The 19,134-nt window shown below is 38.4% G+C and carries 16 protein-coding genes and 1 tRNA gene; 9 read left to right on the top strand and 8 right to left on the bottom strand.

Features of this window, described 5'->3' with window-relative positions; all coding sequences use genetic code 11:
* Positions 1–6 precede the first annotated feature (6 nt).
* The 4 genes from BM107_RS17420 to BM107_RS24750 form a co-directional block, all read right to left on the bottom strand.
* Positions 7–1,521: a type IV secretory system conjugative DNA transfer family protein gene (locus BM107_RS17420; RefSeq protein WP_090985697.1), complete on the bottom strand. Its 1,515-nt coding sequence runs from the start codon at positions 1,519–1,521 to the stop codon at positions 7–9.
* A gap of 63 nt (positions 1,522–1,584) precedes the next feature.
* A complete protein-coding gene (locus BM107_RS25225; RefSeq protein WP_262987387.1) occupies positions 1,585–1,719 on the bottom strand; it encodes a hypothetical protein in 135 nt (44 codons plus the stop codon).
* 62 nt (positions 1,720–1,781) lie between these two features.
* A complete protein-coding gene (locus BM107_RS17415; RefSeq protein ID WP_090985695.1) occupies positions 1,782–2,063 on the bottom strand; it encodes a helix-turn-helix domain-containing protein in 282 nt (93 codons plus the stop codon).
* Positions 2,064–2,123: 60 nt separating this feature from the next.
* Entirely contained in the window at positions 2,124–2,264 is a 141-nt protein-coding gene (locus BM107_RS24750) for a hypothetical protein (protein ID WP_159435268.1), read from the bottom strand.
* A gap of 54 nt (positions 2,265–2,318) precedes the next feature.
* On the opposite strand from BM107_RS24750, the gene BM107_RS17410 reads away from it, so the two are divergent.
* The 3 genes from BM107_RS17410 (at position 2,319) to BM107_RS17400 (ending at position 4,139) form a co-directional block, all read left to right on the top strand.
* Positions 2,319–2,654, top strand: a complete 336-nt coding sequence (locus BM107_RS17410) for a hypothetical protein (RefSeq protein WP_090985693.1) — start codon at positions 2,319–2,321, stop codon at positions 2,652–2,654.
* Between the two features lie 75 nt (positions 2,655–2,729).
* Positions 2,730–3,869 (top strand): hypothetical protein, encoded by a 1,140-nt coding sequence (locus BM107_RS17405; protein WP_090985691.1) that lies wholly within the window; start codon positions 2,730–2,732, stop codon positions 3,867–3,869.
* A 30-nt stretch (positions 3,870–3,899) separates the two neighbouring features.
* On the top strand, positions 3,900–4,139 hold the full coding sequence (locus BM107_RS17400) for a Kelch repeat-containing protein (RefSeq protein ID WP_090985689.1): 240 nt from the start codon (positions 3,900–3,902) through the stop codon (positions 4,137–4,139).
* A 708-nt stretch (positions 4,140–4,847) separates the two neighbouring features.
* On the opposite strand, the gene BM107_RS17395 is transcribed toward BM107_RS17400, so the two are convergent.
* Positions 4,848–4,921: transfer RNA gene (locus BM107_RS17395), tRNA-Met, on the bottom strand.
* 995 nt (positions 4,922–5,916) lie between these two features.
* Between BM107_RS17395 and BM107_RS17390 the strand changes: the two genes are divergently transcribed.
* From BM107_RS17390 to BM107_RS17380, 3 genes are all read left to right on the top strand, one after another.
* Entirely contained in the window at positions 5,917–6,297 is a 381-nt protein-coding gene (locus BM107_RS17390) for an START-like domain-containing protein (RefSeq protein WP_090985687.1), read from the top strand.
* 30 nt (positions 6,298–6,327) lie between these two features.
* On the top strand, positions 6,328–7,752 hold the full coding sequence (locus BM107_RS17385) for an LptF/LptG family permease (protein WP_090985685.1): 1,425 nt from the start codon (positions 6,328–6,330) through the stop codon (positions 7,750–7,752).
* Between the two features lie 139 nt (positions 7,753–7,891).
* Entirely contained in the window at positions 7,892–9,103 is a 1,212-nt protein-coding gene (locus BM107_RS17380) for a bifunctional 3,4-dihydroxy-2-butanone-4-phosphate synthase/GTP cyclohydrolase II (protein WP_090985683.1), read from the top strand.
* A gap of 1,015 nt (positions 9,104–10,118) precedes the next feature.
* On the opposite strand, the gene BM107_RS17375 is transcribed toward BM107_RS17380, so the two are convergent.
* A complete protein-coding gene (locus BM107_RS17375) occupies positions 10,119–14,543 on the bottom strand; it encodes a translocation/assembly module TamB domain-containing protein (protein ID WP_090985681.1) in 4,425 nt (1,474 codons plus the stop codon).
* Between the two features lie 75 nt (positions 14,544–14,618).
* Between BM107_RS17375 and tsaD the strand changes: the two genes are divergently transcribed.
* A complete protein-coding gene (gene tsaD / locus BM107_RS17370; protein ID WP_090985679.1) occupies positions 14,619–15,620 on the top strand; it encodes a tRNA (adenosine(37)-N6)-threonylcarbamoyltransferase complex transferase subunit TsaD in 1,002 nt (333 codons plus the stop codon).
* Here tsaD and BM107_RS24740 read toward each other — a convergent pair.
* Positions 15,617–15,796, bottom strand: a complete 180-nt coding sequence (locus tag BM107_RS24740) for a hypothetical protein (protein ID WP_159435266.1) — start codon at positions 15,794–15,796, stop codon at positions 15,617–15,619. The genes tsaD and BM107_RS24740 overlap by 4 nt on opposite strands.
* A gap of 349 nt (positions 15,797–16,145) precedes the next feature.
* Here BM107_RS24740 and BM107_RS17365 point away from each other — a divergent pair, with 349 nt between their 5' ends.
* A complete protein-coding gene (locus BM107_RS17365) occupies positions 16,146–16,346 on the top strand; it encodes a hypothetical protein (RefSeq protein ID WP_090985677.1) in 201 nt (66 codons plus the stop codon).
* 72 nt (positions 16,347–16,418) lie between these two features.
* Positions 16,419–18,773 carry a TonB-dependent receptor gene (locus BM107_RS17360; RefSeq protein ID WP_090985675.1) on the top strand — a complete coding sequence of 785 codons (2,355 nt, stop codon included), beginning with the start codon at positions 16,419–16,421 and terminating at the stop codon, positions 18,771–18,773.
* A gap of 58 nt (positions 18,774–18,831) precedes the next feature.
* Here the strand turns inward: BM107_RS17360 and BM107_RS17355 are convergent.
* The coding region (locus tag BM107_RS17355) for an integrase core domain-containing protein (RefSeq protein WP_139222299.1) at positions 18,832–19,134 on the bottom strand (303 nt) is incomplete at its 5' end.

Below are 19,134 nucleotides of genomic sequence, written 5' to 3'. Positions count from 1 at the left end.
ATTGGACTATTTTTCGTTATAGGGCTTGAGAGGCGTTTGCCTGAAAGTAACCATCAAATGGTTGTCGTCGCCATAGATTGGTTTGCCTTGAATGTGGATATATGCTTCAACTTCAAAAGCGTTCTCAGCGGAGCCGTTTTTGAGCTTGGTGAAATCAGATGGAAGCACAATCTGCCTTAGTTTATAAGAAGCACCACTCGATTGTGATACTTTTTCGGCAAGTGTATTGTTGTATGTATGTTCCAGAAAATAGTCATCCCCGATGATCTCAGAAGCCCATTTATTAGACTCTAAACAGGTGTTCAAGTGCCATACCTTGCACCCCAAATTCGCTAGCCAAGCCTTAATAATATACTCGGGATTTCGCCCCTCAACAAAGTTGTAGTAATTGAGAATAGATTGGCTTGAATACAAACAAGCTATTCTGCTACTACGTGCCGTAAGTTGAAATTGCAGGTCTTTTGGGATTATAAAAGATTGTGCTTCATCGCAGGCTATAAATAGAGGCCTGTTATTATCAGTCAAATCCCTGCGTTCTGCATACCTTTGGAAGATAAGCTTCACAAGTAACTGAATATCCCTTCCTACTTTTTCATATTTTTTAATAGGCAGATCTATAATGATGATTGCCCCGTCAGAACACATATCAGGCGTTAAGGTACTTCCATTGCAAAACATCGAGTAAAAAGGTTCCCGTAACAGCCGAAACAAAAAGCCCGAAATCTTCATATCAACGATGCTACGCGTTTTCTCGGCAAGGTTTCCGAGCGTTTCAGTAGCAAACTGGTCTATAGCCTGAAATGTTCTGGCTTCCGGCACTACCTCGAAAAGCCTTTCTTCGTATAAACCAACAAGCTTTAGGGCTTCCACATGTTCCTTTGCAAGGAAACTTTCCCATTTATTGATTTTTTCAAACACTCTAGTTCTTACAATCCTGTGGGCTGCCTGATAGGCCGTTTCTTCGTCATCTGTCGAGTTGTTGACCTTGTTTCTAGGGAGGGAAAGAATTATATCACTTAATAGCCGAATACTTACTTTTTCGTAGGCAAGCCTGCAAAGATCAACAGCGTTTGAAAGCATAACCAACATGGTTTCCGACCAAAACGGATCACTCTGGGAATTACCCTGATTTCCTTGCCCAGCTTCAATGACCGATTTGAGCAGATCAACAATCGTATCGGTGGTTGCCTCGGAATTATCGCCCTGGCTAAATTCGTAATCCAGAAAATCGAATTTTTCTTTGCCACCCACGCTGATGATACGGACATCTTTTGTCCTGCCGGCTTCATGGCAAATGCTTCTATATTCTTTCGTATCAGTTACTTTTGTGGTCAGCAATATGCCACCATAACCTGCCTTGAGATAGGCATTTAGGAACTTCCTAAAACTCGTCGAACTTTTCCCACTACCTGTACTGCCCATGATACTTACCCCTGTAAAAGCCATCTTCTGGGTAAATACCGTTACGTTTTTGCCTGTGTGGAATTCCACTAACGGCAGGTTATCGTTTTTCCAATTCATAGTAAATTGCATTTAAGTTTTTTGAAAATCCTCCCCGCAACCAGCAGGGAGGATAATTTTTAATTAGCGGGAATTTCCTCTCGCTTCTTTAGCAGCACGTATTGCACGTTTAGCCGCTTCTTCGGCACGTTTGGCTGCCCTGCGTGCCTCTTCGGCTTCTTTGGCTGCTCTTCTTTGAGCATCATCTGCGTAACTCATTTTAACAGGTATTAAAGTAAATCCACAATTCCGCGAGTGGACATCCGCGTTTATGATTATTATTAGAATTTGCGTGTTTTTTTCCTCAGGTATTCCTCAACCGAACTTCTTAGGTATACCAGGTTTTTCCTCGATAGTCCTGAAACAACAATAGCGTTCTCGTCCCTTAATTTTTGTAGCGAGGCTGGACTTTTAATATTGAGTTCCTTCATAGCTTCTTCTTTCGTCATCCAAAGCTTTTTCTGCTTCTGACTGTCTTTGAGCCTGTCAAATAGTTTCTCTACCAGTTCGTAGAGTTGTTCCTCTCCCAGGCAGATCATGGTGGTGTTTTGTCTGTTTTCCATTTCCGTTACTGTTTATGTTCTAAAATCTTTTTCTCCTTTCATTCCCAGAATTGATAATGGTTAACCACTATCTTTTTTAACTTTTTTAGATTTTGGTTTGGTCTTAACCTTTTTTGGACTAAAGGTTTCCCCACAGGCCAGCATTTCGTTAACGATTGCTCTAAGGCCTTTGTCGATGTTGATTTTTGGGCGTATATCCATTGATTTTAGTTGACATTTATCCGTTAATATGTATAACTATGCCTGAGGTGATAAATGAGTGATAGAGATAAAGCAAAGCTTTCCGATAACTGGCGGTTTGCAGAAACAAGTGTTCCGGTTGAAGCTGATACGCTTGAAGCATATATTGTCAAGTACGGTGAAGAAAGAGCACTTGGCTATTTGGAAGCTATTGCCGATGTCAGAGCCGAGGCAGACTGGATGCTGTTGCATTGGAATCCTAGCAACGGCGGATTTGCTAGAAGCGCATCTAAGACGCAAGTGATGTTGAAAGATTTTACAAAGCATAAAGAAAAACTTATTAAATGTGCTGTTGAACATCCGATTATAAAATCGGATAAAGCTTTAGTTAAAAAGCTTAAGCAAAAGTGATGCTTTGTGGAAGCGTTTGAAATTATATAAATTAGATAAAAAATTTATCTAAAAAATTGGCTTCAATTGACATCAATGGAAATCAAAGGAGATTTATATAAACATTTTCTAGAAACAGTAAGAGGTTTATATGAAGCGGAACTAAAAAGAGAAGGCAGTACTCCCAAACCAAGAAAAATAAATTATTGGTTAGAAGTTAATGGTAAAAAAGATTTCATTATATATAACCTTAATTTAGGAACTGGAGAAATACGCCATTTTTATCTTCAAGAGAATAAACTGGAGAAAAACCCAAATAGTGTCATCGAAGAACGTGAGAAAGTTATTATTGCGGTACTTAATAAGATTGGTTATGAACTTTCTAAAGAAACTGAGGAAAAAATAAAATTTCTTCCGATAAAACAAAAAAACAAGGTGGAGGCGACAGAGCTGTGGGAACAGTTTATTGTCGACAGACTAAGAGATTCTAAAATCTCAAATAACATTTCAGCACCTAAGACACTTGGAATATTTAACGAGATAAATGTAGTTGAAAATGAAAGCTCACTTGTTAATCAATTTAAAAAATTTATCATAAGTTTTTTTGGAATATTAGAACAAGGGCAGTTTGAAACATCATTTTCTTTATGGGAATCTAGATCAAAACGTACCTTTTGGAATAATAATTTAGAAAATTATTTATCCAAATTTTATCCTAATGATGGATATAATAACTTACATGTTTTCAATGTTAAAGATGAAACAGATGAATATTCAAAGTGTCATGTCTTAAGCGCAAGAGTTTATTTCTCACAAGTTTTACAAATTTCGCAAAAAGAGTTATTCAAAAAGATAGATTGGATTGCATTTGATGATCCTCATAGATTTTTGGATGAAATGGAACTGTTGTATTATCCGAATAATAGTCTTGACATCCGTGGTTACAGCATTCTATGCCGTATTGTCGATAAATACATACCTAAATCCTGGTTAGATGTGCCTGCTAATAGAAAGTCTAAAAAAAAATTATTAAAGGAATTGCAAGAAGAGCTATTGGCTTTGGAAGATGTTATACTCGAATATAGTATTGAAAAACTTTATCATGTCATCGGACACTTTTATCCTGTTCAAAATAAGTGGCTTCTAAAAAAAGCCATAGATAAAAGTAAAATCTGCGAAGTCTTGGCTGAACCTTTCGGAAATTATATTGATGAGAAATTTCCGTCGTGCGGATAGTGAAATGCAATGGGTATCTGAAGCTATCGATTGGCAACAGCAGCGTTTTTCATCGGTAACATAGGTTATGTTGGAATTGGGTTTGATAGAAATAGCAAACCTACAAATGATTTTTGGGCATTTGATCCAGCAACTAATACCTGGACGCAAAAAGCCAGTTTTAAAGGAGAAGCGAGGGGAAATGCAGTTGGGTTTACGGATTATGGAAAAGGGTTTGTTGGAACAGGGAGCAATGGAACTACATTCTATAACAATTTTTCTAATCCTTAGCTATCTCTATAAAATAATACCAAATTTTAAGTTGCCACCATTTTCTCTGTCATCGACTATCTCATTAAGGTTGTTAAAACCGAGCAGGTTGGCAAAATATGCTTTTTACTGCTTGTGGCAGCTTTCGCTATAAAGCAGAAAATTGCTTTTCAAGAAATTTCATCGTACAGATGGTCAGATAGATTTTCAAATATGCTTTCTTGCAATTTTGGCTCATGCTTGCTTTTTAGCGCCTTTATGACGAAGAGCTGATCTTGGCACAAAGAGTTTAATGGCATAGGTTTTTTATTTCTTTTCTTTGTGGTTTGGATTAGGGCTCTAATTTTAGAAAACAGAAGACAAGTCCGAAAAAATAATTTAAATGACCCTAGGCTTAGATAAGTAAACGAATAGATTTTTCATACCTATATCGAACTAAAACAAAAAAGTAGTTATATTTTAATTCTAAGTTCATTATTATCTGCGGTATTGTCAGGGGTCGAAGCAGGGGCAAAAGATTTTGAGGCTTCATTTCAATTATAATAAAAAGTAATTAGGAACAATATATTCTAAAAGAAGGATTGAGTGAAAATAATATTCAATCGTTTGCTTCTGAGTACCAAAATATTTATTTTTAAATGCGGATGCTGGCTATGACAATGGCGTTAACAATACGATAACAAAGAAAAAAGCCTCTAGCTTTTTAAAGCTAAAGGCTTGATAATCAAGTAGCGGGAACGAGAGTTGAACTCGTGACCTCAGGGTTATGAATCCTGCGCTCTAACCATCTGAGCTACCCCGCCGGGCTTCATATTTACCGATAAATGTAAATATTGATGTGGTTATTTTTAAGAGTTGCAAATATAGGATAAATATACATTCAATTAAAAATAAATGTAAAAAATACTTTAAGATATTGGTAGTCAATAAAATTGATTGCTTTTTGAGTATTTTAATGTTCACTTTGGCGCTGATAGGAAGCTAGTTTTTACAATACAATACTGTGTTGCGTATATGTTTATAGCTGTCAGCTTAAAAATTTCTCGTGCTTAAGAATAGTGTATCTAAATGTTATAAATGGTTTCAGTGATTGTGAGTCTTTGAAATGACCAAGCCAACTTCTGCTTAACCCAGCCTGTGCCAGTTATTGACCTCTTGTTTACCTTTTAGGTAAGCAAGAGGTAAACGATAGGTAAAGAATAGGTAACCAATAGGTAAGCAAAGGGTAACCAATAGGTAACGAAAGGGTAAACATGGGGTTAACTTGGTGTACAGAACAGGTAAACAAATGGTAAAGAATAGGTAAAGGAATTTGGCTCTTTTCCTAAAGCCAAATAACCCGTTTAAACAATTAACCCGTCTCATAACTTTTATTCGATTCCTGAACAGCTTACGGCAATCCCCGCATTTCTTAACCATGTAAGCAATACAAGGCACATACAAGTTCAATCGAAAAATACATCTTTGATATGGCAAAAGTTTTATGTACCAGCGTATAATGTGGGCTATTGATGTTCTTTTTGAATTGCAATTGGTCACACACCAATGAATTTCAATAACCAATCAACCAATGACCAATAAACTAATGATCAATGAACCAATGAACCAATGACCAATCAACTAATGACCAATCCCCAATAAACCAATGAACTGATAACCATTAAACCAATGGCAAATGAGCCAATGCACCACCTGAAACCAATAAAAATTATATTGTTGCAGATATAGAATAAATTACCTTTCTTTAGCAAAAGAATATTAAAAAATTGTCCGGAAATTATCCTGGTAGTGTACTAAAATGGCAGAAAAGAAAAAATTTACACTAGAGTACGAAGTTAGATCGTCACCAAGAATATTGTATAGTTTTATAAGTGAGCCGAACGGCTTGTCGCAATGGTTTGCGGATGATGTGAATTTTCGCGATCAGGTATATACTTTCACCTGGGATGATGAACAGCAAAAAGCAAAGCTGGTTGCCGTGAAGGAAAATAAACTGGTTAAATTTAAGTGGCTGGACGATGAACCTCAATGTTATTTTGAGATGGAAATTGTGCAGGACGAATTAACCAACGATGTTGCCCTCTCGATTACCGATTTTACCACCGATGAGCTTTTAGCAGAGAAAAAATTAATCTGGGATAACCAGATCGATTATTTGATTAGCGTTTTGGGTGCTTAATATTATCTTCGTATTGTTTACCTTTGTAAGGTGAAAAAAATACATCTTCTGTTAATAAAAGCATTTGTGAAGCCATTCATAGCAACATTTTTTGTTATGATGTTTATTCTGTTAATGTTTTTTCTGTTTAAATGGATTGATGATTTAATTGGAAAAGGTTTCGAATGGTACACCATTCTGGAGTTGATGTATTATGCCTCAGCCGCCAACGTATCCATGGCCCTTCCACTTTCCGTGTTGCTTTCTTCCATCATGACTTTTGGCACATTGGGCGAAAATTATGAGCTGGTGGCCATCAAATCTGCAGGTATTTCTCTGCAAAAAGCCATGCGCCCCCTGTTGGTGGTTATTTTGATGCTTACCGTAGCCTCTTTCTTTTTTGCCAACTATATGCTGCCCAAAGCCAATCTTAAATTTGGTTCGCTTTTGTATGATATCAGAAACAAAAAGCTTTCTTTTTTAATTAAACCAGGCGTTTTCAATAATGAAATTCCAGGGTATGCCATCCGCGTGGACTCTAAAGAGGAAGACGGTACGCTGCACAATATCATGATTTACGACCACCGCGAAAATAATGGTATTCCGAAAGTAATTCTGGCCAGAGAGGGCAAAATGAATAAAACTGCCGATGGTAAGTTTTTGGTGCTTAACCTCAAAAACGGTGTACAATACGAAGAGCAGGCTGCGAAAAACGGCATGTACAACCCAAGGCAGATTTTTACCCGAAACCGTTTTAAAGAAACTTCGCCCCGTTTTGATATGTCGTCTTTTGACGGCAGTACCACCGATCCCAACGCTTTCGGAAACAGTACACCCATGTTAAACCTGAAAGGGATTGTGAAAAAGCGCGATTCGCTGACCAAACAATTGGATACAATGAAAATGCGTACCGTGGCTGACCTTACCAGTAATTTTAAGCAGTTTAACGTAACTAAGGGTTATACCAGGGTTAAAGCCGTTCCTAAAGTGATTGATGACGTCATACTAAAGAGTATTCCGAACGGATCGCGGAAAATGGCCCTTGAAAATGCAAACAATACAGTTGCCAATATTATGCAGCGTGTACCCAACTGGGGACCGCGCCAAACAGATTTAACCGGCGAGATCATTTTTACCACAGTAGAATACCAGCGTAAATTTACGTTGGCAGCATCCTGCATCCTGCTGTTTTTTATTGGTGCACCATTGGGGGCCATCATCAGAAAAGGCGGTATGGGTTTGCCGGTGGTGGTGGCGATCTGTTTCTTCCTGGTCTACCATATTATCACCACTGTGGCCGAAAAATCAGCTCGGGAGGGCAATTTAAACCCGATATTCGGGATGTGGATTGCCGTGATTGTGCTGTCGCCGCTAGCTGCTTTTCTAACCTATAAGGCTACAGTAGATTCGGCCTTGTTCGATGTGGATTATTACAAACAGCTCTTTCTTAGGTTTTTCAAAAAGAAAGAAAAATAGGCCGTTTTTCCTTTACTTACAGATGATATTTTAATCAAAATATTGCTCAATAAGGTTGTACATTTGTACGGGTTATTGTTTGTAGTATAAAACCGTTTTTAATGCGCTTTATACACCATTTCCCCATAATGCTTATAAAATGCAAACAAAATTAAACACAATAGAAGAAGCCATCGCAGATATAAAAGCTGGTAAAGTAATTATTGTTGTAGATGATGAGAACAGAGAGAACGAAGGTGATTTTTTAACGGCAGCTGAAAATGCAACACCTGAGATCATTAATTTTATGGCCACTTACGGCCGTGGTTTAATCTGCGCTCCATTGACAGAAGAGCGTTGTAAAGAGTTAAACCTTAGCCTGATGGTGGGTAAGAATACGGCTGCTTACGAAACCAATTTTACCGTTTCGGTTGATCTGGTTGGTCATGGCTGTACTACAGGGATTTCGGCAAGCGACCGCTCTAAAACCATGTTGGCTTTGGTTAATCCTAAAACCGATCCTGAAGAATTGGGCAGGCCAGGCCATATCTTTCCTTTAATAGCCAAAGATGGGGGAGTAATCCGCCGCGCGGGCCATACAGAAGCCGCTGTAGATCTGGCACGTTTGGCCGGAATGAAACCTGCAGGTTTATTGGTAGAAATTTTAAAAGAAGATGGCGAAATGGCCAGACTTCCTGATTTATTTAAAATTGCCGAGCAGCATCAGCTCAAAATCATATCTATTGAGGATTTAATTGCCTATCGTTTAAAGATAGACAGTTTGATTAAACAGGAGGTGAGCATTGATTTGCCTACCGCCTGGGGCGATTTTAGGATGACGGCTTATACCCAGCTGGACAATAACGCTACGCATCTGGCCATTTCTAAAGGCGAATGGGATGTAAACGAACCTATTTTGGCACGCGTACACAGCTCTTGTGTAACGGGTGATATTTTTGGATCCTGCCGTTGCGATTGCGGACCGCAGTTGCATAAAGCTTTAGAAATGATCGAAAAAGAAGGTAAAGGTATTGTAGTGTATATGAATCAGGAAGGAAGAGGTATCGGGCTGATTAATAAGTTACGTTCTTATAACTTACAGGATGCCGGATTTGATACTGTTGAAGCCAATATTAAACTGGGTTTTAAAGGGGATGAACGTGATTACGGTGTAGGTGCGCAGATCCTGCGATCAGAAGGGGTAACTAAAATGCGTTTAATGACCAATAACCCGACCAAAAGAGCAGGTTTAATTGGTTACGGTTTAGAAGTAGTGGAAAATATCCCTATTGAAATTGCAAGTAATGTACACAACGAACGTTATCTAACCACCAAAAGAGATAAAATGGGCCATTCCATTATGAAAGGATAGGCTTAAGTTTGGAGTTGGGTGTTTGAGTTTGGAGATTCCTGCGTTTAGCCTGACGAGATAATTAAAAATAGTTAAAAACCAAAAATTGAAGACCAGTTTTCGATTGTTGGTTTTTTTGTGCGTATTTGTTTTCTTTGCAATAAGTCTTTCTAAACCGGTTTTGTTTTAGGGTTTATTTTTCACAAGATTCGTCCTCTGAACTTGTTTCAGGATCTATGTTGGCGTGGTTCTGGTGTCTAATTAAGAACGAGAGCAAACAACAGGCATCAGGATTCCCGCCTGTGGCCTATCGTGTGGACACATCTTTTAGTTTCTTTTTTATACGCTTTGTTAGCTTGCTTTAATAGATTACAGGTTTTACCGAAGAACGCCGTCAATCCCAAGAGCCGGAGCTATCAAAAAAACAGTTGCAGGAAAGAAAAAATAGCATTACCAAACCTTAAACGCAGTGGTTTTGTGTTTATAATACTAATTTAATTGCTAAAGAGAATTGAACACAAAACGAAGTGCCGCTGTTTTTTTGATGTGAGTGTGGTTGTGTGAAAGGCTCCTAGCTGGATTGACAAAGCGCTTTGGGTACTTTGGCGCTCCAAAGTACCATGCCCCCGCGGCATAGAGCGGAAAAAAAATACTTTTGTAGAAAAATAATTTTTCTTAATCAACGGGATTAATAGTACGAAAGATGCTGAAATAAATTCAGCATGACGATCGCCCTAGAACTAAGTGCTAAAGAACAAATAAAGGCAAACAGAGATGTGTACACACGATAGGCCTGTAGCGGGTTGACGAATAGTTATTTGTTGAAATGGTGTTTTAAAAGCGCCTGATTTATAGATATTCTTCAGGCTGAATTTATTTAGCATCTTGTATCATGAAAGACCCTGAAATAAATCCGATGGCTATGGGATCAGGGTGACGATTAAGAACTGAAAATATTTTATATGAGGCAATTTAAAGCTATGTTATTAATCGAACTCAGGTGATAAAATAAACCAATGAACTAACGCAACTCACCTTACCTCCGCTGGTTTCCCTTACTTTGATTAATAATAATATCTTTATTAAGCGATTTATTTGTTTTAACCGGGCTTTGTTTTCTTTTCAGGTTTCGGCGGTAAGCACCAGAAATTTTCTGGATGAATTCCTTAAACGTATCGAATTGCTGGGTATACACCAAACCAAAAGAGGTTACGTTTGCCGTCGGGCTGATTCCACTGTTTAAGAATATACTCTGTTGAGTGGGTGGTTTATTTGCCGCTTTGGCAGTCAGACTTCCATCTTTTTTGATCAGGAAAAGCGCCTCCACCTCTCGGCCAACATTATCTTTAGAAAAATCGATAACGGTAAAATCGTTCACGCTGTTCCGGTCTACGATACCGGCATTAATAATTAATCGATCATTAAAGAACTTGAATGAGGCATTGGCTTCGCTTAACGAACGTACATTTAAATCAACAAAGTTTAGGTTTAAGGAAGAAAGTACGTTGTTAAACTGGTTAAATACCAATTCGGTGGCGGTACTCGTAGCTGTTGAACTCAACTGGTTTCCAATCGACTGCCCACCGTTTCCGGGGGCAAAACTTCTCCTGATAATCAAACTGAATGCCTGCAGGTTCAGGTTGTTCTGATCGCTGAAATAGGTTTGCAGTTCTTCTTTAATTGAAGGCTGTGAAGGGAAATTGATATCAAGTTTAATATCAGGCTTTAACAATAAACCGGTAAGGCCCATTTCTACCTCGGTATTTACCCTTTGGTTGGCATTGCTGCTGGCATCGCGGTTTGCTGCTTTGTAAAGATCATTTAAACTTGCCCTCAAAGCATATACGGCTTTTAAGTTGATTTGCGCTGCAGTAGGGTTGCCTGTCCAGCGGATGGTTCCTCCCTGTCTGATTTCGAATTTTTTGTTGATGATCTCCTGCGCGGTAAAGTCAAAACTTCCGGTCTCGATGATATAATCGCCAGACATTTCAAAATCGCCAACACTATTAATGTTTAAGCTCAGCTCGGCATTACCCTTGCCACTTAAATTACCTAAGGTAGTATAGATGTTTGCTGTAGTATTGGGATCAATGGTTAATTTAAAGCTTAAGGTTAATCCTTCAAAATTGGTTTTTTTCTTAACTACAACAGCCGAGTCGCGACTCACAAAATTAATAAAGTCTTTATCCGATACGGTTTCAGAACTGTTTAAAGGCAGGTTAAACACGGTTCCTTTTTCCGTTTTTGCCTTAATATCAATCTTCATGTTATCAGTAGGCCCTGTAAATGTAAATACACCTGTGCCATAGGCACGGCCATAGTAAATGGAATTGTCTTTCGCCGTGGTATTTAAGGCCATAAAACTGTTTGCATTTATCTTAACGTTCAGTGTAGGATTGTCAATTTCATTTAAATCTACACTACCGCTTGCGGTGGCTTCATGGTCTTCTAAATCTTTAAGTACAAAATTCTCAAGTTTAATTACGCTGTTATTTACTTCAACCTTATCTGTAATTACATAAGTGGTTTTGAGGTAATTTACCATGAGTTGTCCCTTATCCAGGGATAAAGTTCCGTTAATCTCCGGTTTTTCCAACTTACCTTTTACCGTCAAATCAGCTGAGATGTTTCCTTTCAGGTTCGATACCAGTTTTTTAACAAAAGGCTCTAGTACGGTGAGTTTACTGTCGTCCATTTTTACCGCAAGGTCTATTTCCTTTTCCTTCAGATCAAGATTTCCGGTAAGCTTAAAATTCTCCGAATTGTCGGCCACAATACGGGTAAATACATTCAGTTTTTGGCTTTCGTTGTTGTAAGATGAGGTATCTGTTAAGGTGCCGATATAAATATCATTAAAGTTTAACGAATCAACTTTTAGATCGTCGGTTACCCTAAGTGTTTTTAATACGCCATACAGGTCGGTTTTACCATTAACGTTTCCAGCTAATTTTACACCAAAGCCTTTAGTAAACGGATTGAGGGTTTTTAAGCTAAAATCTTTAAATCCAACACTGATCAAATCTTTAGGATCTTCAGAAATCAATCCATCAATGGTTACCTGCTGTTCGCCATTGGTTAAATCGAAATTGCTGATCTCAGTTTTACCGTTGTTGAGTACAATGCGTACTTTCTCCTGGATACGCCATTCTTCATTATTGATTTTTAAGATGGATGGCAGTACGCTCAATCTCGCCGTGGTATCCTGGTTTTTGGTAAATTCTACCAATCCGTTTAAATCAAGCTGGTTATCTTCTTCGGTATTAGACATTTTGACGTTGAAGGCCAGACTATCATTCCGCAGGATATTGGAAATGTTTACGTCCTTGATAAACAGGCTGTCGTTAAGCTGTACGCGATCGGAAGTTACAATCAGTTGAAGTTGTTGTGTGGTGGTGTTTTCATCGAGGATGATATTGTTAACTACTATCCCATTGTATTTTAGTTTCTTTACGAAACCGTTTAGCGTGGCGGTATTATTGCGCGAATCGAAAACCCCCGTTAAGGTCGCGCCTTCTTCTAATTCTAAGCCCGGCGCCAGGATCTGCGCAAGCGGTTCGAACTTTTTAACCTGAAGGTTAAACTGAAAAATCTGCTTGTTGTATTTTATGATGTCGGCCTTTAAGGAAGGGACATAAGTTTTGGCGATGGCCTTGTAATAGGAAGCGATTGAATTTAAGTCATATTCACCTTTAATACTGGCATCAAAAATGTCCGAACGGATATCGAGCACACGGTTAGCGCCGTTACCATTGGCCATTAACTGCACAGAATCTATGCTATAAACGCCTTTAGGGTTTTGTAGCCTGATCTGCTGGATTAATAATTTGCCTGATATATTGTTCAGGTTGGTACCTGAAAAATTGGTGGTAAATTTGGCATCCACCATCAGAGAATCCTTTAGCAATTTTAAAGCTTTTAACCGTGCTTTGGAAATGCTAGCATTAAAATTAAATACCGGTAGCTTGGGGTTAAGGTTAACACCCCCGTCAAATACCAGTTTAACGTTTCGGTCGTTAATGCTTAGCTTGCCATCAAAATATTTTTTATCGAAGGTACCATCAATCTTTACATTACGGTACCGATATCGGTTAAAGTCGATATAAGTTACATCGCCATTTATTTTTTCAGTCAAATCTTTTAGTTCCGTTCCGCGCCCTTTCACATATAATGAAGAACTGATCCGGCCAAGGCTCTTCTCATCTAACAGGTCGCCGATGTTAAAATCGTATGTTTTGATGTTTCCGGTATAGGATGGAACTTCATTTTTATCGATTTTCATGTTTACGTCCGAGACAACACGGCCCAGTTTAGTTTTAAACTCTCCATAGGCAATAAAGTCGTTCTGAAAACCAGTAAAACTTCCGTTAAAGTTGATGTTGCCAAATTTCTTGACAATTACCGGAACAATTTTCTTTTTGCTATTGGTGATACCAGCCAGCACTTCATCAAGATCGGTTTTGTTTGTTCCTGCCATTTCAATGTTCAGGTCCATAAAAGTTTCTTTCCATTTCGGCAGCCCTTTCAAAATAAAATCGCCCTTAATGTGGGTAGCCTTTCCGGTTCTTAAAGATAATTTTTTGGCTTTAAGGTTATTTACTAAGCCCGTAATCTGGCCGTCAACATCCAGATCAAGTTTCATGGTATTCATTTCAGGCGCAAAAAACGCAACGTCTCTTGAAGTAATGTGACTGTCTTTGAAGATGGCCTTCATCCGCACATTATCGATATAATGGTTAAAATCTCTAAAGCTTTTAAACCGCATTTGGTAATAGTTGGTTAAGCGGCTCTGGTTGGTTTCAAGCAGCAGGTTTTTCAGTTCGATGGCATTACTGTCTACCGTGGTTTGTGCCGTTAAATTTTTGAGGTAAAACCCGCTACGCTCTTTAAGTGTTAGGTTTTTGATATTGGTTTTCAACAAGTGTTTCTTGGTGTCCAACCCTTCAAAAATCCCACTCAACTCTTTTACGTTTACATTATCAAAGTTTACACTTTTACCCTGAGTGGTGTCTTTTGCATTATAGTTGATGTACCTGAAGGCAAACTTGTTTAAAATAAGACGGCCCAGGTTGACGTCAAAAGGCTTGCTTTTCTTTTTCTTTACCTTGGGTTTACCAGAATCGAAGTAGTTGATGATGAAATCGAGATTAGAAGACTTATCTTTGAAATCCTTTAGGAAAAACTGACCATTATTAATTTGGACGGTATTGATATCAATAATCTTTTTATCAATGGATAACTGATTAATATCGACCATGAATTGTGGCGTGCTTAATAAAGTGTCTTTTTGTAAATCTAAAACCAATAAATCCTTAAGTACAATAGATTTAAATGGTTTGATGTAAAGACTCTTGATTGATATTGTGGTTTTAAGCTCTTTAGACAGGTATGCGGCAGCCCGCTGTGCAAAATAGGTTTGAACAGGCTTAAATTGGAGTGAGAAAATAAGAAGCGCAAGCAGCAAAATTATTGATGCAATTACCCAAAGGAGTATTTTAAATAGTTTTTTAATAATTTTGCAGCTTAAATATTAAATAATTTGTCTGTTATACTTGCTATCGAATCCTCTTGCGATGATACATCCGTTGCTGTTTGTAACAACGGCAAAATTACTGCCAATGTTATTGCAAACCAAACAATTCATCAAAATTATGGTGGTGTTATCCCTGAATTAGCTTCAAGGGTACATCAGCAAAATATTGTGCCTGCTGTACAACAGGCTTTAATTAATGCTCAGGTTACAAAACAGGACATTAATGCCGTTGCTTTTACACGTGGCCCCGGACTCCTGGGATCGTTATTAGTGGGTGTTTCTTTTGCAAAATCTTTTGCATTAGCTTTAAATATACCTTTAATTTCTGTTAATCATATGCATGCGCATATTCTGGCGCATTTTATTGATGATCCCAAGCCAAATTTTCCGTTTATCTGTTTAACCGTTTCTGGCGGACATACACAGATTGTGCTGGTAAAGGATTATTTTGATATGGAAATTATTGGCGAAACCCTGGACGATGCTGCAGGCGAGGCTTTTGATAAAACCGCAAAACTACTGGCTTTGCCTTATCCTGGCGGCCCATTGATTGATAAGCATGCACAACAGGGAAATCCTTTGGCGTTTAAGTTTGCCGAACCACAAATAGCTGATCTGAATTTTAGCTTTAGTGGTTTCAAAACCTCCATTTTGTATTTCATCAGAAAACAGGAGCAAGAGAACCCTGCTTTTATTGCCGGAAATTTAGATGATATTTGTGCATCGGTTCAACATAGTATTGTGCAGATTTTGCTAAACAAATTGAAAAAAGCTGCAAAACAGTACGGAATAAATGAAATAGCTATTGCAGGAGGTGTTTCGGCAAACTCTGGTTTACGGAACGGTTTGCAACAAACTGCCGACGAATTGGGCTGGAAGATTTACATACCGGCTTTTCAATACTGTACGGATAATGCGGGCATGATTGCCATTGCTGGTTACCACAAATACCTGAAACAGGATTTTGTAGGGCAGAATGTTTCTCCAATGGCACGGATGGAGTTTTAAAGCTGGTGCATTGGTTTATTGGTCATTGGTTCATTAGTCATTGGTTTATTGGTCATTGGTTTGTTGGTCATTGGTTCATTAGTCATTGGTTCATTGGGGATTGGTTCATTGGCCATTAGTTTATTGGTCATTGGTTCATTAGTCATTGGTTTATTGGTCATTGGTTTATTGGTCATTGGTTTAGAATGAATAGTTTAACAACTCCATATTATATTGACTGATTCATTAGTTATCTCTTTTCAGGGAATCAATCTTACAACGATAGCTGGTTGCAGGCTGATGTAAGGGGACGCCATGATGATTAATGCTGTGGATAGATCCTGAAATAAATCCGAAGCTATCGGATCAGGAGGACGCCTGCTTTGGGGTTATAGCTCTTAAAGCATATAGATTGAAAACTGGAGACCGGCAACTGTGAACTGAAAATTGCATACAAAAAACTGATGTGGATTATAGCCCCTTGAATGGATTAACACCTTAACTTCCGACTTCGAATCAATAAAAACTATTAAATTAAATACATATATGACTGGAGCATCATTAATATTTTGGATTATCTGTGCGGCACCTTTAATCGGCCTGATATACTGGTTAATCAGAAAAGATAAAAACAAGCTGAAAGGAAGCTGGGGCGTAATCATCCTGGGTGCCTTGGTGATTGCTGCGCTTTTGGTTATTGTTTATGTAACCAAGGATTTCAGTGCTATTTTCAGTCAAAACAACTAATATATTCTAATTCTTATTTAGACCTATTCTTATTAGCGTCTATTTTCTATCTTTGGCGAAAACTAAAGATAGATGAAAAAAATTATACTGATCATGACCATCCTGATGTGTCAACTTCTTTTGGCGTATGGCCAAAATGTGAAGATTGAAGGATACATCAAGGATAAAAGTAGCGGAATTCCGTACGCAACCATTTTGTTGCCGGGCCAGAAAACTCAGGCCGATAGCAAAGGTTATTATACAATGTATATTAAAAGTGGCGTGCCCTTCAGTGTCCAGTTGACTGCGGTTGGATATAAAACATTTGTACAGCAATTTTCTTCAGTTCAGGCTGATACGGTTATAAATTTTATACTGGAACCAGTACCCAATACTTTAGATGATGTATTGATTTCGACTTCGAGAAAGCCGGAAAACGTCAAAAATGTCACCGCTTCAGTGACTATTGTAAATAAGCAGAAACTGGAAAAAGAGTTGGCTATTGTACCCGATTTAAGTACAATATTGGCTAATCAGGTGCCTGGTTTTGCGCCTACGGCGCAAACCGGAAATAATGTAGGGCAAAACTTAAGGGGCCGCCCCATGCTGGTGATGATTGATGGTGTGTCCCAATCATCGCCATTAAGAAACGCAGAGGTGGATTTAAGATCCATAGATCCATCGGTGCTTGAACGTATCGAAGTGGTAAAAGGAGCTACTGCCATTTATGGTAATGGTGCTGCAGGAGGTCTGGTAAATTACATCACCATGGTTCCGGATACAGCGGCCAGGTTTGCAGGTAAAACCCAGCTTAATTTAAATGGATCGTTGGTTAAGGTCAAAAACTCAGAAGGAGGTAGAATTAGCCAGATGTTTTATGGGAAATTAGGTAAATTCGACTACGTGGTTAGCGGTATGTACGAGCAAACCGGTGAATATAAAGATGCAAAAGGTGATGTGGTAGGACCAAACTATAGCCTTGGCGAAACAGACACTTACAATGCTTTTGCCAAATTCGGTTATGTGCCAGCAAAAAATCAGCGTATTCAGCTTTCTTATAATACCTACAGCAGTTTGCAAAACAGCAATTTTACTTTGGTAAACGGTAACCTGGCAACCGGTCAGAAAGCAACAGGGGTACTGGGAAAACCACTTGGGATTCCGACCGGGGTTGATTACAACCATAATCTAAATCTATCATATAAGATTGATAGCACCTTTCTGCATTCCAGCCTGCATGCAGATGTTTATTATGAAACCCGAAAAGATGTGTTCTATGTCTCTTTAGGTCGTTTTGATGGGGGTGATGGTCAATCGTTGGCCAAAAACGATAAAAGAGGCGCGCGTTTATTTCTCGAAACACCAATACTTAACCTCAACTCTTTGAAAATGAATCTGGCCTATGGTGCAGATTTCATGAAAGATAAAACGGCGCAGCCATTGGTTGATGGTAGGGTATGGGTGCCTACAATGGATATGACCAACATCGCACCCTTCGCACAGGCAGATTTCAACATTTTAGGTAAACTGGTTTTTAAAACAGGTTTGCGTTACGAAAATGTAAATATAGCCGTTGATGATTACCGTACCTTAAGAACCACTGGTGCAAACAATTCAACCATCACACCATCTTTTGATGTAACAGGGGGAAATTTAAAATACAGCACTTATCTCTTTAATGCAGGTTTAAGGTATAATCAATTTAATTTATTCAGCCCCTTTGTAAGTTTCTCTCAGGGTTTTTCTGTGATGGATATTGGATTGGCTTTACGTGATGCCAAAGTAAACAGCATTGATAAGATCAATACCGATGCGGTGAAGGTTAATAATTATGAGGCTGGTTTTGAAAGTAAAGTCGCTGGATTAACATTTTCTGCGTCGGGTTATATCAGTACATCCAAACTGGGTATCGAAGTGGTTTATGATCCTGCTACCGGGCTTTTCAATACGGCAAGAAACCCTGAAAAGATTTATGGTTTTGAGTTGGCGGCCGATTATCACCTTTTTGATCAGTTAGGTCTATCTGCAAGTTACAGTTATACTGAAGGTAAGCGCGATATTGACAAGAATGGAAAGTTTAACGATGCCGTTGACATGTACCTCAATGGTCGCCGCATTTCCGCGCCAAAAGTTACGGCTTCAGTTACCTATAGTCCGTTAAAAGTATTGGACTTGACCTTAAATTACACCGGTATCAATTCGCGTAACAGGTTTGAAAAAAACAGCAATGGCGTGTATAACGGTAATGAAGGTGCTGTTAAAGCTTATCATTTATTCAGTTTTGCGGGTATTTATCAGGTAAAAAAGAACACCAGGCTTACTCTGGGTATTGATAACATTTTTAACCAGGATTATTTCCCGGCCAGGGCGCAATGGTTTATGCAGCCGGGTTTTTATTCAAAAGGGAGAGGTACTTCGGTAAATTTTGGTATTTCAGTTAGTTATTAACCAGATTGACTAGTCCTGAAATTTTGATACAGGATTAATAATAAATAAAGTTACAATTTTAGGTAGCAGCTAGTTCATTCTGGCTGCTATTTTTTTGTCCATAAGTTCTGATTTTAATTTTGCTTTGCCTATGCATAAATTTGGGTGTATTCATAAAGCATGCGTGATGCGGCCTGAAATTGTTATAAATATTAACGCTTTCAGAAACTATTTTCTTCATTTTTGAAATTGTTATTCCTTCTCTAATAGGGATAAATTCTTGTTTTAAAATTCCGTTTATACGTTCGGCTATTGCATTGCTATAAGGATCGTAACTTTCCGTCATGCTGCACTTGATACCATTTTTATTTAGCAAGTGCTG

This window comes from Pedobacter suwonensis (genome assembly GCF_900111825.1).
GTDB classification, from domain to species: domain Bacteria; phylum Bacteroidota; class Bacteroidia; order Sphingobacteriales; family Sphingobacteriaceae; genus Pedobacter; species Pedobacter suwonensis.
The sequence above is the reverse complement of the archived record's forward strand: the minus strand, read 5'-3'. Positions and strand labels throughout refer to the sequence as shown.

Bases quoted from the DNA above. Each gene is read 5' to 3' on its own strand.
- BM107_RS17420 (WP_090985697.1), bottom strand. From the start codon at position 1,521: ATGAATTGGAAAAACGATAACCTGCCGTTAGTGGAATTCCACACAGGC.
- BM107_RS25225 (WP_262987387.1), bottom strand. From the start codon at position 1,719: ATGAGTTACGCAGATGATGCTCAAAGAAGAGCAGCCAAAGAAGCCGAA.
- BM107_RS17415 (WP_090985695.1), bottom strand. From the start codon at position 2,063: ATGGAAAACAGACAAAACACCACCATGATCTGCCTGGGAGAGGAACAA.
- BM107_RS24750 (WP_159435268.1), bottom strand. From the start codon at position 2,264: ATGGATATACGCCCAAAAATCAACATCGACAAAGGCCTTAGAGCAATC.
- BM107_RS17410 (WP_090985693.1), top strand. From the start codon at position 2,319: ATGAGTGATAGAGATAAAGCAAAGCTTTCCGATAACTGGCGGTTTGCA.
- BM107_RS17405 (WP_090985691.1), top strand. From the start codon at position 2,730: ATGGAAATCAAAGGAGATTTATATAAACATTTTCTAGAAACAGTAAGA.
- BM107_RS17390 (WP_090985687.1), top strand. From the start codon at position 5,917: ATGGCAGAAAAGAAAAAATTTACACTAGAGTACGAAGTTAGATCGTCA.
- BM107_RS17380 (WP_090985683.1), top strand. From the start codon at position 7,892: ATGCAAACAAAATTAAACACAATAGAAGAAGCCATCGCAGATATAAAA.
- BM107_RS24740 (WP_159435266.1), bottom strand. From the start codon at position 15,796: ATGACCAATAAACCAATGACCAATAAACCAATGACTAATGAACCAATG.
- BM107_RS17365 (WP_090985677.1), top strand. From the start codon at position 16,146: ATGACTGGAGCATCATTAATATTTTGGATTATCTGTGCGGCACCTTTA.
- BM107_RS17360 (WP_090985675.1), top strand. From the start codon at position 16,419: ATGAAAAAAATTATACTGATCATGACCATCCTGATGTGTCAACTTCTT.